The sequence below is a fragment of the Enterocloster citroniae genome (genome assembly GCF_040545455.1).
Lineage (GTDB): Bacteria > Bacillota > Clostridia > Lachnospirales > Lachnospiraceae > Enterocloster > Enterocloster citroniae.
The window spans coordinates 403,111-416,268 of record NZ_JBEPLZ010000003.1 but is presented as its reverse complement, the minus strand read 5'-3'; the positions used below and the strand labels follow the sequence as shown (position 1 = coordinate 416,268).

At 49.5% G+C, this 13,158-nt stretch carries 13 protein-coding genes; all 13 read right to left on the bottom strand.

Features of this window, described 5'->3' with window-relative positions:
• Positions 1–21: 21 nt before the first annotated feature.
• Entirely contained in the window at positions 22–1,950 is a 1,929-nt protein-coding gene (locus tag ABID13_RS05890) for a sensor domain-containing diguanylate cyclase (RefSeq protein WP_207740047.1), read from the bottom strand.
• Between the two features lie 258 nt (positions 1,951–2,208).
• Entirely contained in the window at positions 2,209–3,684 is a 1,476-nt protein-coding gene (locus ABID13_RS05885; RefSeq protein ID WP_007858258.1) for a PTS transporter subunit EIIC, read from the bottom strand.
• Positions 3,685–3,818: 134 nt separating this feature from the next.
• The gene (locus ABID13_RS05880) at positions 3,819–4,070 is read right to left on the bottom strand and encodes an HPr family phosphocarrier protein (RefSeq protein WP_007858259.1); all 252 of its coding nucleotides are present in this window, start codon (positions 4,068–4,070) and stop codon (positions 3,819–3,821) included.
• 17 nt (positions 4,071–4,087) lie between these two features.
• Positions 4,088–4,582, bottom strand: coding sequence for a PTS sugar transporter subunit IIA (locus ABID13_RS05875; RefSeq protein ID WP_007858260.1), 495 nt, complete (start codon positions 4,580–4,582; stop codon positions 4,088–4,090).
• 44 nt (positions 4,583–4,626) lie between these two features.
• On the bottom strand, positions 4,627–5,457 hold the full coding sequence (gene licT, locus ABID13_RS05870) for a BglG family transcription antiterminator LicT (protein WP_007858261.1): 831 nt from the start codon (positions 5,455–5,457) through the stop codon (positions 4,627–4,629).
• Between the two features lie 235 nt (positions 5,458–5,692).
• Complete coding sequence (locus ABID13_RS05865) at positions 5,693–7,000, bottom strand: O-antigen polymerase (protein WP_007858268.1); 1,308 nt, start codon at positions 6,998–7,000, stop codon at positions 5,693–5,695.
• Complete coding sequence (gene ptsP / locus ABID13_RS05860) at positions 7,000–8,721, bottom strand: phosphoenolpyruvate--protein phosphotransferase (protein ID WP_007858270.1); 1,722 nt, start codon at positions 8,719–8,721, stop codon at positions 7,000–7,002. Before ptsP ends, ABID13_RS05865 begins: the two co-directional genes overlap by 1 nt.
• 83 nt (positions 8,722–8,804) lie before the next feature.
• Positions 8,805–9,068, bottom strand: coding sequence for an HPr family phosphocarrier protein (locus ABID13_RS05855; protein WP_045092518.1), 264 nt, complete (start codon positions 9,066–9,068; stop codon positions 8,805–8,807).
• 89 nt (positions 9,069–9,157) lie between these two features.
• Positions 9,158–10,477 (bottom strand): CdaR family protein, encoded by a 1,320-nt coding sequence (locus ABID13_RS05850; RefSeq protein WP_048930143.1) that lies wholly within the window; start codon positions 10,475–10,477, stop codon positions 9,158–9,160.
• Entirely contained in the window at positions 10,458–11,327 is an 870-nt protein-coding gene (gene cdaA, locus ABID13_RS05845) for a diadenylate cyclase CdaA (protein ID WP_007858288.1), read from the bottom strand. Before cdaA ends, ABID13_RS05850 begins: the two co-directional genes overlap by 20 nt.
• A gap of 31 nt (positions 11,328–11,358) precedes the next feature.
• Positions 11,359–12,315 carry a hypothetical protein gene (locus ABID13_RS05840; RefSeq protein WP_048930144.1) on the bottom strand — a complete coding sequence of 319 codons (957 nt, stop codon included), beginning with the start codon at positions 12,313–12,315 and terminating at the stop codon, positions 11,359–11,361.
• Positions 12,312–12,743: a hypothetical protein gene (locus ABID13_RS05835; RefSeq protein WP_048930145.1), complete on the bottom strand. Its 432-nt coding sequence runs from the start codon at positions 12,741–12,743 to the stop codon at positions 12,312–12,314. Before ABID13_RS05835 ends, ABID13_RS05840 begins: the two co-directional genes overlap by 4 nt.
• A gap of 207 nt (positions 12,744–12,950) precedes the next feature.
• Positions 12,951–13,154, bottom strand: coding sequence for a DUF6783 domain-containing protein (locus ABID13_RS05830; protein ID WP_082173916.1), 204 nt, complete (start codon positions 13,152–13,154; stop codon positions 12,951–12,953).
• Between the last annotated feature and the right edge of the window lie 4 nt (positions 13,155–13,158).

Here is a 13,158-nt window from a genome sequence, read left to right as displayed (position 1 = left end):
TACCAAATCATGGTTTATGTGTCAACTGTAAATAACTGGTTCTCCGCCTCCATGGGCCGATGCTGCCTTAAATGTCTTCTTTGCATCATACATGGCCTCATCCGCTTGTTTCAGCAGAACAGCCGTATCACAGCCATCTTCGGGGTAGAACACATATCCGGCAGAGAAATGGACCGGGATTCTCTCCTTGGTGCCAAGCTCCACTCCGGCCTCCTCCATATCCCTCATCATCTTCCTAACAGGAACCATCAGTTCTTCCCTGGATCCGGCCCCATAGAGGAACATGGCAAACTCATCCCCGCTGAGCCGGGCAGTTACACACTTTTCCCAGGCGCAGGATATGAGGATCCTGCCAATAGCAGCCAGATACCGGTCTCCGTTCTGGTGGCCGTACTGGTCATTGACCTGTTTCAGATTATCTGCATCCGCCATCAGCATAAGCCCATGTCCCAAAGGTTCACTGCCGGACAAAAGAGCCTCCGTCTGCCGGTAGAACGCCCGCCTGCTGTAAAGCCCTGTGAGCAGATCCACGTCACGTTCCTGTTCAATCCGTTTTTTCTCCCGGATATCATCCGTTACATCCATGATCATCCCCAGGGTACTGTGCCCTCTCGCAAATGTCTCCAGCCTGATATAACGGACCTCCTCCCCTTCCATGCGGTAAACTCCGTTTTCACCTTCCACCGGATGCTTTTTCACCTGTTCCAGGGCTGCCTCAAACAGAGTATAATCAGAAAACAGGGTTTCTGCCTCCGACCTGCCGATCATGAGGATTTCCGCCAGCCGGTTGGTTGCCATGACCCTTCTCATGTCGCAGTTATATTCATACACTCCCAGAGGCGCCTTACTCATCTCCAGGATCTGGGATATCTTGTTGGTGGTATCCAGAAGGCTTTCCACCATCTGGTTGATCTGGAAACTGAGTTCACCAAACTCCGGCGTACTGTCCACCTCCACCCTTGTATCCAGGTTTCCCCGGGTGATCCTTTCCAGTTTTTCATGGATGGAGGAAATCCCGTCCACAATATACCTGTCTATGTAAGCAGAGATACAGACGATCATGATCAGCGAAATACAGGTCAGATAAAACGCAAGCAGCAGCGTGCTCCTGTTCAGTTCACCATACAGGGCTGCCGTTGACTTTGTAATGCCCAGGATCACGGAACCGCTGGTTTCAAAAACGCCGTAGCTGTCTTCCTGGTTGATCATCAGCCTGATCCCCCGTCCCCTCACACCCAGATGCCCCGGCTCGATTCCAATGTCCTGGATCTGTCTGTTTACAAGGCCGTCATCCGTGGATCCAAGGATCAGGCCGCTGTCAGGATCAATGGCATAGATGGTCTCATCCTTTTCTGAGGTGACCAGGGAAAAGATATAGGATAGCTCCGTCTTTTTCATGGCTTCCAGGACCGTGGTGGGCTCCAGCCCCACCTGGACGATCCCTTTGTGGTCCCGGCTCCACACAGCGGCATACTGCATCAGCTTCTGCTCCGCCGTATTAGGTGTTATCTCCTGGCACAGCCGAAGATCATAATCCTTAAGCATGGGCAGGAAAAACCGCATCTGCTCCCCTGAATTAAAATTCAGCCCGTAATACCTGGGTTCGGAACCGGCATACAGATTCCCCTCCGTGTCAAACAGATGGACCTCATCCACCTGGAGCATGCCTGCAATCCGCTGTATTTCCTGCTGATTCCCCACAATATCCGGTTTTCCCTGTATCATATATGAGATGGCTTCCGCGCTCATGAAGCACTGTTCCATCAGACTCTCTTTCGCCTTCTGTGTCTCCTTCTCATTCTGGTTCAAAATCTGCCCGATCTGCCAGAATTTATTCTGGGAATTGCGGTACATACCGCTCTGGGCATTATGGATCAGCTGGAAATAATTTACAAACAATGATATAAGCATGGCGGTCAGTATTACAATACACAGACGTTTCCGGATCATTTGCTTCACTGCTGTCTGCCCTCCCCAATTGTTTCGTGTACTCCGGGAGTCTCCGAGGGTACACTTTATGTGCTCTGTATCATAGAATAACACATTTTTAGGAGGGGGACAAGAAATTTGCATTTCTCCGTCACACGAAAAAACACTATCCCAGTTTATTCAAATCCGCCATATAAGGAACGTATACCCGTCACACAGAAAAGAGGACGGCCTCAGCCGTCCCCCTGTCCGGAAACTTTTTATGATAACGTTTCTCTGTTACTTCATCAGCTTCTTAAACTCATCTGCCACAAACTGTACCTGCGTACCCACGATCACCTGTACGCTGGTCTTGCTTGGGCGGATAACTCCGGCAATACCGGCGGATTTGATCTTTTTCTCATCCACCTGTGTGTAATCCTTGATCTCCAGCCTCAGCCTGGTAATACAGTTATCCACACTTGTAACATTTTCTTTGCCGCCAAGACCTTCCAGAACAATTTTGGCCACCTGTGTGTAGTCATTATTGGCAAGCTTTACAACTGTCTCATCCAGATCGTCATCCTCCTCACGGCCCGGGGTCTTTAAGTTAAACTTCGTAATCATAAAGCGGAATACCACATAGAATACGATAAAAGCAGCAATTCCTAACGGAATGATCAACCAGGTTTTCGCAGCAGCCGGAAGCGATGCTGAGAACAGAAGATCGGTTGCTCCTGCTGAAAATGAAAAGCCGGCACGGAAGCCAAGCAGCACGGTGATGTAGGTGAAAATGCCGTACAGTACAGCATATACCACATACAATACAGGTGCAAGGAACATAAATCCAAATTCAAATGGTTCTGTTACGCCGCAGATAAATGCACAGAGAGCTGCGGAAGCCACAAGGCCGATAGCGATTTTCTTTTTATTATCTTTTGCACAGTGAACAATCGCCAATGCGGCGCCTGGAACACCGAACATCATACATGGGAAGAATCCTGACATATACATGCCCAGGCTCCAGCTTACGTTAGCAGACGTATCCCCAGCCCAGAAATGGGACAAATCGCCAAGGCCAATGGTATCAAACCAGAATACATTGTTTAAGGCGTGATGTAAGCCGAACGGAATCAGCAAACGGTTTAAGAATGCATAGATACCCGCGCCTACTGCTCCCATTTTTGCGATTGACTGTCCCAAAGTGGTCAGCCCGCCGAAAACGATTGGCCATACAAACAACAAAATTGCAGCTGCGATGACGGAAAACAGAGCCGTAACAATTGCAACGCAGCGCTTGCCTGAAAAGAACGCCAGCCAGTCCGGCAGCCTTGTATTCTTAAACTTATTGTAGCAGGTAGCGCCGATCACACCGGCAATGATACCAATCAAGGCGTTCTGGATCTTAGCGAAAGCCATACCCTGAATGCTGTCCGGTGCAATACCGGCCAATGTCTGAACAACTCCCGGTGAGAGCAGGTGGGTAATCATCAGCCAGGATACAAGACCGGCCAGACCCGCTGTACCGTCATGGTCATCCGACATGCCGACCGCTACGCCTACTGCAAACAAAAGCGCGATAATTGCGCCATCAATCAAAGCCAGCGCTGCCTGCGTCAGAAAATATCCAATCATCGGGATTGCGCCTGTAATCTCACCGCCCTGCATAACAGCCGGGCAGAGCCAGTAACCAATACCGGACAGAATGCCTGCAACCGGTAATACGGCAACTGGAAGCATTAAAGATTTACCTAGTTTCTGTAGCCATTTCATCATAACATAAATCCCCTTTCTTATTTTGAGCTCTCCTATCATATAATTTCTATAGGAAAACTCTGATTTACTTGTTCATGACTGTTTTATCTAAACCTGGAATCAGGTTTAAATCATTTTTCTCCCTATCCCGGCTCTTATCCGGCCAGGACAGATTCCACCGCCTTCATGGCCTCGGCCTCATCCGGTCCGTCTATGCGGAAAACCACTTCATCTCCCGCCACCGTGTTCATGGCCATGATACTCATGACGTCCTTGCCGTCCGCCCTGTTTCCGTTGCACAAAAGTTCCACGGTGGACTGGACCTGAAGCATTTTCATCATGAGTATTGCGGCCGGCCTTGCATGAAGCCCCATCTCATCCTTTAAGATAAAGCTGCGCTCTATCAACTCATCCCCACCTTTAATTACAGCTTAATGATCGTGGTCTCACCTGCTTTTACATCCATACCGCTGAGACATTCCATCTTTGGGAACTCAGGAGTATTGCATACGATAACAGGCGTAATTACATCATATCCCGCTTCTTTGATCTTATCCATGTCAAATTCCAGAAGCAGGTCTCCCTTTTTTACCTTGTCCCCGGCCTTTACATGTGCCTCAAAGTACTGTCCCTTTAACTGGACCGTGTCCAGACCGATATGGATGATCAGCTCAGCGCCGCTCTCCGTCTGCACGCTCAGGGCATGCTTTGTATCAAATACCATGGTAACCAGGCCATCGGCCGGCGCCACGATTTTCCCCTCGGAAGGGATGATCGCCGCCCCTTTTCCCAGGATCTCCTGGCTGAAGGTGGGATCGCTTACCTCGCTCATGGGAACGGCTTTTCCGCTCACCGGCGCTGCAATGATCTTTTCCGCCTGTTCTTCTCCCCCAAACAGTTTTTTAAGTGAACCAAACATCCTTATTACTCCTTTCTTATGCCCCGCTTGGCGGGACCCGACTGTTACTTTGTTCTGATACGCTTGATGTGCAGGGCCAGGTACGCTACTTCTTCCTCTGTGACCTGATGCCCATACTGCCTCTTGATCAGCTCCCGTACCTTCTGGCTGCAGACATATTCTTCCGGATATAACCTGTCGATCACTTTCTGGAACTCCAGATTATCCAGATCCATATGCTCCCCTGTAAATACCCGCTGTGCCAGAAAACGCAGGTGTGTAATGAACCGCTCATAACTTAAAGACTGTTCATCCAGCTTTATATTAAAATACTCCTCCACCACCTCTGATACCTGCTGGATCAGGTTGGTGATCTTTATTGTATCACCCATGGGCGCATCATATTCCGCATTGACAATGTGGAGGGCAATGGAAGCCGCCTCATCCACCGGCAGCTTAATCCCCAGATCCCGGTCGATCATGGCAATGGCATACTCGCCTATGAGGTATTCCTCATGGTAAAAGCTGCGCACCTCCCTGATCAGCGGGTTGGTAAACATCATCTTCTGTTTAAAACGCTCCAGTGCAAAATTTATATGATCCGTAAGGGTGATATACACATTTGGATTAATGGGGCGGTTCAGCACCCCTTTTGCATAGCTGATGATCTCAGCCGATATCTGTACATGTTCCATGGGCAGGTTTACGAGCAGTTCCTTAAACTTATCCATGGTATTCTGGCTGTCCAGGCGGAATACCTTCTCCACCTTTTCATCATCAATGGAACTGCCTTCCCTGGCCTTAAAACCAACGCCTCTCCCCATGACGATGATTTCCCTGCCTTCATCGTCCCAGGTACTCACAACATTATTATTGATTATCTTCGATATTTTCATAATTGCTCCTGATTAAAACAAAAAAACCAACTTTGCTAAAGAGATATCCGCACAAAATGCGTATATCAATCATCCCCTTAACAAACCTGGTTTTGCCTGCCGAACAGTAACAATCCTTATTAATTATTCAATTGACTTCCAAAGATTTACTTCACTAACAGCATAATAACAAATCTTAAGATAAAAGTCAATAATATTTTATATATTTTTTATACTTCTTATAGTCCGGTTATTTTTATGACCTTACATAAATGTAAATAATGCCTGTGACCACCAGATAAAACCATGTGGCCGGATTGGAAAACCATGTGGTAAAAAAGGACAGCATCATGTACATGGCGATCTGGGCATAAAACACATGGCCTGCCGGACACCGCAGGTTCCTCCTGGCCTTCACCAGGTAATAACATGCCGCTCCCAAAAGGGCTCCCAGAAGCATCATTCCAATCACGCCGAAATCATAATAGGCATCGTAAAACAGTGTGAGGGTGGTCAACTCCTTTTTTGTTACAAACAAAGGAAAATTAACCAGTGAAGGCACAAGGAATTTAAGCCCTGTCAATGCCCACACCGGAAACAGCATACGCAGTCCCAGGGTATGGGAGGGCAGCTGCTCCACCAGACAGTTGAAATTATCATAGTTATTGGCAATATACATATAGGGCTGGGTGACAAAGATGGGCATATGGCTGTTCTTCATCTCAAAAATGCCATTGAGGTATTCCACGCTGTGGCTGCGCATCACGGTGAGCGCCAGATAGGCCGGCACCATGCACCCAAACAGGATCACCACATATCCGGGCCTGATGTTTCCGGCCATGGATATATAGGTAAATGCAGCCATGCCCACTGCCAGGATCAGCTGGAACCTGGACACACACAGCACAGGCACTGCCAGAGCCAGAACCACGCAGACCGCTCCCAGCCAGAAGCCCCTGTCCCTGGACAGCCCTCTCCCCCTTCTGGAAACCATAAGGCTGTACACCACAAACAGGCTGGGGACCAGCACGCATGACACTGTAAAGTAATGGACCCCGCTCACATGAAAATAGGAATATGCATGGGGGACCCCATAGGAAAACAAGGGCACAAATCCCAGCTTCCAGGCTTCAAAGAAAAAGGCGGCATAGGACACGGCTACCAGCCCGGCCATGGAATGTAAAAGCCGTTTGGCCTGGAAAGGCGATTCGGCGGAGGCGTAAAAGCGGTACACGGATTCCATGTCATCTGCACTCCAGCCGTCAAACAGCCTGGTAAGCACCTCAAACACCGCCCAGAACGCGGCCACCGCCAGTCCCAGACAGATCCAGGTCTCTATGCTCCAATCCCCCTGAAGGCGGCTCAGCTTAAAGCAGGAAATCCCCTGTCCTCCCACAAAAAACAGGCAGAACAAGCCCCGCAGATGAATGACATTCCTGCTGGCCGCGTAATCCCTGTAGTACAGCCAAAGGGCTGCTGTAATTAAAACCAGCCCAGACAGCATGTAAAAATGCTGCCGGGCCAATATGAAACTTATAACATAACAAACAAAATAAACTAGCATTATACTGTTCCATTCTCCACAAATTCTCTCATGTACTGCTCCACCTCAGCCGCTGTGTCAAAGCTCATGGCCTTGTCCGCCACTGCCTTCAGCTCCCGGGTGTCGTATTCTGTAACCATCTTTCTGGCCTTCAGCATAGCGGATGCGCTCATACTGAATTCATTTAATCCAAATGCCAGAAGCAGCGGAATCATCATTGGGTCGCTGGCAGCCTCGCCGCACATGCCTACCATGATGCCGGCCTCACGCCCGGAGGCAATGATATGGCGGATGCTTCTTAACACAGCCGGATTAAATGTGGAATACAGGTAGGACACCTTCTTATTGCCCCGGTCCACAGACATGGTATACTGGGTCAGGTCATTGGTGCCGATGCTGAAGAAATCCGCTTCCTTTGCAAAGATATCTGCAATCAGGGATGCAGCCGCGGTCTCCACCATGATACCTACCTGAATGTCCTTATTATACGCAATGTTCCGGCCGTCCAGTTCCTTCTTAACCTCTTCCACCAGGGCCTTTGCCTCACGCAGCTCCTCGATGCAGGTTACCAGGGGAACCATGATCCTGATGTTGCCGAACGCGCTGGCGCGCAGCAGTGCACGCAGCTGCGGCTTGTAGATGTCCTCCCTGCGGTCCAGGCAGAAACGGATCGCCCTGTAGCCCAGGAATGGGTTCTCGTCCTTTTCCAGGCCCATGTAAGGGATTTCCTTGTCTCCTCCGATATCCAGGGTACGGATAATCACCGGCTTGCCCTTCATGGCGGAAGCAACCTGTTTATATGCCTCAAACTGTTCTTCCTCTGTGGGCATGGCAGTCCGGTCCATGAACAGGAACTCGGTGCGGAACAGACCGATCCCCTCTCCGTCATACTGGAGAACCTTGTCCGTATCCTCAGGCTTGCCGATATTGGCCACGATCTCCACCTGCACGTTGTCCTTTGTCACGGAAGCCTTTCCGATATACTGCTCCAGCTCTTTTTTCTCCTTTAGGAACGCTTCCCGCTTAACCTCATATTCACTCTTAACAGAGTCTTCCGGGTTTACATGTACCTCGCCGGTGCTGCCGTCCAGAACAATGGCATCCCCGTCCTTAACACTGTCCATAAAGCCTGTTACGGCTACCACTGCGGGTATCTCCAGCGCCCTTGCAAGAATGGCGCTGTGGGAGGTCCTGCCCCCCAGTTCTGTGACGATACCGGTCACATTGGCCGGATTAATGCCTGCTGTCATGGAGGGAGTCAGATCCTTTGCAACAATGATGCTCCCCTCTGCCAGTTTGGAGATATCCACGGACTGGATCCCCATCAGGGTCCTCTGCATACGTGTCTTGATGTCGCGCATGTCCGTTGCCCTCTGCTGCATCAGCTCATCTCCCATGGAAGCGAACATGTCCGCATACATATTGCACACGTTCTCAATGGCAAATTCACTGTTTACCCCATCGTTCTTAATGGAATTCTCAATCTCACCTGTAAGCATGGGATCTGCCAGCAGCATCATATGCCCCTGCATGATCTCAGCTTCCTTCTCCCCCACTCTGGTGGCCAGATCTTCAGCCAGACGCTCCGTATCCTGAATGGTCTGCTCCAGCGCTCCCTTAAAACGCTCTACCTCAGCTTCTCCATCACTCACCGGCTGTCTGGTGATCACCAGCTCAGCTTCTTCCACAATTACAGCTTTTCCAATACCAATTCCTGCAGAAGCGCTTGTTCCCTTGTACATACTCTTGTACCTCCTTATTAACATTCATTTATACTCACAGCCTTCGGAAGATCAGATAGCGGTCGTTTTCCTCAGGCTGCGCCTTACTCTCCTAATCCGTCCTCCACAATCTTCACCATGGCTGCCAATGCTTCCTTCTCATCTGGTCCCTCGCAGACGAATGTGATCTCGTCTCCAGACTTCACACAGGCGCCAAGCACACTGAGGACGCTTTTGGCATTGGCCGTGGTGGTGCGTATCTTAAAAGATACCTTTGATTTATAGAGCAGCGCCTCCTTGCAGAGGATACCTGCCGGTCTCAGATGCAGACCGGACGGATTCTTTATAACTGTTGATGCACTTACCATGTTACCTCTCTCCTTGTACGCCGCACCTCTTTGTGCAGCGCCGCTTTATTCTGATACTGCCCATGGGCTTACTATGTTTCCCCCATGTCTTAAGCCCCTGTTGTCTCCTTTGGGGAGTCCTCATCTTCTGTTTCCGGCTGGCTTTCCCCCTGGGTGGTTTCCCCTGTCCCGGAAGGCCCCTTTTCCGTGACCGTTACCTGGATGTTGTTGCTGCTCATGAGTTCATAGGCGTCTCCCAATACAAAAGAAACAACGCCTGTGTGGATACCGGGTTCCATGCCGCTCACATCCATCTCTGCCTGTATATCGGCAGGCGTCAGCTGGTCCAGGTCCTCCTTCAGGCCCCGGATGATGACATTGACCGAATCCCTGTCATACTCATATTCATACTGGCCGGACGCCCCCACCTGTTGGATCTGGCTCACAGGAAGTTCATAGGTTCTGTTTTCCAGCGCCTCCACCTTGATCACAACCTTGATCTCATTGCTGTCCGGATCAGCCAGCGTAACCCCCTCCGGAAGATACTTATTCAGGTCGATCGTAACTTCCTTGTCGCCTGTGGCTCCGTCCATATTAAGCTCTGTCTTTGGTATGGTGACAGAATTCGCTCCCGCCAGATCAGATTTAAGGCCATTTACCTCCACGGAATTACTGCTGCTCTCAATTCCGGTATACCGATAGCCCTCGGCTACCTTTCCCTCTGTCTCAAAGATCAGGGTCAGGTTCTTTTTCTTAAGGATGGGCAGGGTATAGTCAATCTCGGAACGGCTGAAGGTGACCCTGTCGTCCAACTGGGTAAGCTCATTGTCGTTTGCGTCAAAGCAGCGCACCTGTTCCGTGCCGGAAAGGTCGCTGTTGGCTCCTTCCGCCTTGATCCTGATTCCCACTGTACTGATACGGCCCACCACGGATACAGGACCGCTCACATACACATAGGTGGGGGAAATGGTAGGTATGCCGATGTCATAACCGCTTTCAGACTCACCCTCTACCTTGACCTCCAGATCAAACGGCTTTCTCTGCAGATCCTCCGTATCCACCCTGATCACACTGGGCTTGGCAACCACCGACTGCACCTTATTGTTCTTTACTTCCACTTTTACCGGTACGGCGCCTGTGGGTTCATACATATCAGCCAGGTCAATGTAGGCCCGGAAATCGGTGGGTTTTATATTGGCACTGTCCAGTGTCCTGACTTTATAGCTGATGGTAACCGTACTTCTGTCCCCCATCAATTCATATGTCTTACCGCTGGCTTCGAGAACATCATCATTGAGGATTTCCAATGTCACTTCCTGAGACCCGGGTTTTTCCGGATTAGATATATTCACCACCGCCAGCCATACAAAGAATGCCAGGAAAACGGAAAGTATCTTAAGCCCCAGGTTATTAGACAGCTTTTTTTCCATTCTTCAGTCTTCCCTTCCATAATTTAAAACGGTTCAATGATACACTTTCCTCCTTGATGGAAGAAAGAACATTTTTTAAACCTTCCGCGTCAGAGATCCTGGTCAGGTAACCTTCCGCCGCCACGGACACCCTTCCTGTCTCCTCTGAGACAACGATTGTCACACTGTCCGTCACCTCGCTGACGCCCACCGCCGCCCTGTGGCGTGTACCCAGGTCCTTGCTGATGGTCATATTGTCGGAGAGCGGCAGGTAACAGGTTGCCGCAGTGATACGGTTTCCGCGGATCACAACAGCCCCGTCATGAAGCGGGGTATTATGCTCGAAGATATTGATCAGAAGCTGGCTTGTAACCAGACCGTTGATCTCGATCCCCGTCCTCTCGATCTCCTTTAAGGAGGACCCTCTCTCGATCACCATCAGGGCGCCGGTCTTAACCTTGGCCATCTCAAAGGTTGCCCTTACCAATTCGTTGATGGTCTTATCGTTAAAGTTCTGGCTTTCCTTGCCCTCATCAAAGGACAGGATATTGGATAAAATATTGTGGCTTCCCAGCTGCTCAAGGGCTTTCCTAAGCTCAGGCTGGAAGATGACCAACAGGGCGGTGACTGCAATGGTTGCAGCATTTTCCATGATCCATAATATGGTTGTCAGGTGCAGCACGGCGGCAAATACCACAAATATCAGAATGACCACAAGACCCTTTAACAGGTTCCAGGCCCTGGTATTCTTAATCCAAAACAGGATTTCGTAAACCAGAAAAGAAATAATCCCGATCTCCAGTATATTTCCCAGTGATATCCTTGGCAGCAAAGACAGCCATGATGACATCTGTCCTAGCATTTCCGCCATGTCCCCACCTCCTTACATTCAATCTTTTTCATTAATACACGTTTCTCTCCCTTGTGCTGCGTTTTCTGGTACTTATTTTCTGTACCTTTACATCAGGTGTGCTCACATTCATCTTGGGCACTGCTTTTACATAATAATAATAATCATCGTCCTCAAACTGGACATGTTCCGTCCTGGTATAATCCACTGTAAAAATGAAGAAATTATATACTGCCGCAATGACGGCTGACAATAGTATGCCCAGAATCAGCTGTCCCACAGCAACGGTGACCCCAAAGACGAAATCTCCCACAAAGATCACCAGAAGCTCCGCAACGGAACCGGCTGCTATGGCCACGATCCATGAATAGTCCATGGAAAGCCTGCGGATCAGGTACACAATGATAATGCCCACCGCACAGGTAGCGATCATCACCATCATGGTCTGGTTAAAAATCACTGATTTTAAAATCTGACTGTACTTTTGTACAATGTCCACCGCGGCGTCATTGGTCAGGACGCCTGCGTTCTGTTTCACATACATGATAAGGTAATACAGGAACACGCCGCATCCAACCGGGATGACGGATGCCAGGCTTCCCCCCAAGCCCACCAGCAGCGGAACCGCATAGGGGATCTTAAACAGAAATGCCAGGGGTGTAAGCACGATCAGGTAACTGTCCCCGGGCTTAAAGCCGTAATAGAGAATGGCAACCGTCAGGATCAGGACCAGTGTGATCAGGGCCATCTCCAGGGATACCGCGTATACATGGGCCACCAGCAGGCAGCCGGCCAGGAACACAATGGCTCCGTATGGCAGCAGGGCGCTTACCAGGCACACCAGGATCACCACCAGAGGATTCTTAAGTTTATTCATATAGCCTATGTTGGCATTCAGACTTAAGAACGTACACAGTGCAAACAGGAAACGGATCACCGGCTGTACGGCGTAACTGTACCTGTTGTAAAAACTTTTTAAATGCTCTTTCCACAGCAGAAGACTTGTCATCGAGCTCTTCCTCCTCTGTTATCCCTCTTTCTCTCGGGCCTTTCTTTCTCGTAACGCCTCACCAGGTGCTTTAACTTGGAGGTGTACATGGTCTGCGACCGGGCCGCGTAATCATACCGCTTGGAGTACACGATCCAGGTGACGATCAGGTAAAGCACAAGGCCCGCCGCATAGATAACGCCCCACTTTTTTGCGGCATCCAGTATCTCATCAATGCTCATCTCATTGAGCAGCTCGTCCAGTTTGTAGAGGACCCACATCAGAAGAAACAAAAGATAACAGAAGGTATACCCAAAAAATGAGCGGAACATCTGTCCGCCTACATAATCCTTTTTAAAATAGCGGTTAATGGGAAATATCTTTTTGCCCACCCTTTTTTCAAATATGGCCAGCTGCGTCATATATCTGACCTTCTCTTCATTCAGCATACAGGCACTCCTTATGAATCTCATAACATATCAATTTAGTATACCACAAGTTCTTCTGTTTTGCGACACCTTAAATGAATTTTTATGATTTTGTAAATAATAAGATGATTTTTTTTATTTTAGCATACGCAAAAACAGGCATCTGATGGACCGTCCGTCCTCCTTCATCAGATACCTGTTTTCTATATTCTTACGTCTAGTGCTTCATCAGACCGGAAACCATGGAGCACTAGAGTGTGTTTGAAAATTGCTTTCTGACAGCTGTACGTTATACTTTGTGGGAGATTTGGCCCCGATGAAGGAGGCGTAGTGGGCTACGCTGACTGAATTGGGGCCAAGTATGCCGCGAAGCGGGGCGTGCTTTGTCCTAAGGGGTACCGGGCAGAGCCTGGGGGATTCCTTAGGGCAGATGGCG

Bases quoted from the DNA above. Each gene is read 5' to 3' on its own strand.
- cdaA (WP_007858288.1), bottom strand. From the start codon at position 11,327: ATGGCGGAAATGCTAGGACAGATGTCATCATGGCTGTCTTTGCTGCCA.
- ABID13_RS05890 (WP_207740047.1), bottom strand. From the start codon at position 1,950: ATGATCCGGAAACGTCTGTGTATTGTAATACTGACCGCCATGCTTATA.
- ABID13_RS05875 (WP_007858260.1), bottom strand. From the start codon at position 4,582: ATGTTTGGTTCACTTAAAAAACTGTTTGGGGGAGAAGAACAGGCGGAA.
- ABID13_RS05885 (WP_007858258.1), bottom strand. From the start codon at position 3,684: ATGATGAAATGGCTACAGAAACTAGGTAAATCTTTAATGCTTCCAGTT.
- ABID13_RS05835 (WP_048930145.1), bottom strand. From the start codon at position 12,743: ATGCTGAATGAAGAGAAGGTCAGATATATGACGCAGCTGGCCATATTT.
- licT (WP_007858261.1), bottom strand. From the start codon at position 5,457: ATGAAAATATCGAAGATAATCAATAATAATGTTGTGAGTACCTGGGAC.
- ABID13_RS05850 (WP_048930143.1), bottom strand. From the start codon at position 10,477: ATGGAAAAAAAGCTGTCTAATAACCTGGGGCTTAAGATACTTTCCGTT.
- ABID13_RS05840 (WP_048930144.1), bottom strand. From the start codon at position 12,315: ATGACAAGTCTTCTGCTGTGGAAAGAGCATTTAAAAAGTTTTTACAAC.
- ABID13_RS05865 (WP_007858268.1), bottom strand. From the start codon at position 7,000: ATGCTAGTTTATTTTGTTTGTTATGTTATAAGTTTCATATTGGCCCGG.
- ptsP (WP_007858270.1), bottom strand. From the start codon at position 8,721: ATGTACAAGGGAACAAGCGCTTCTGCAGGAATTGGTATTGGAAAAGCT.
- ABID13_RS05855 (WP_045092518.1), bottom strand. From the start codon at position 9,068: ATGGTAAGTGCATCAACAGTTATAAAGAATCCGTCCGGTCTGCATCTG.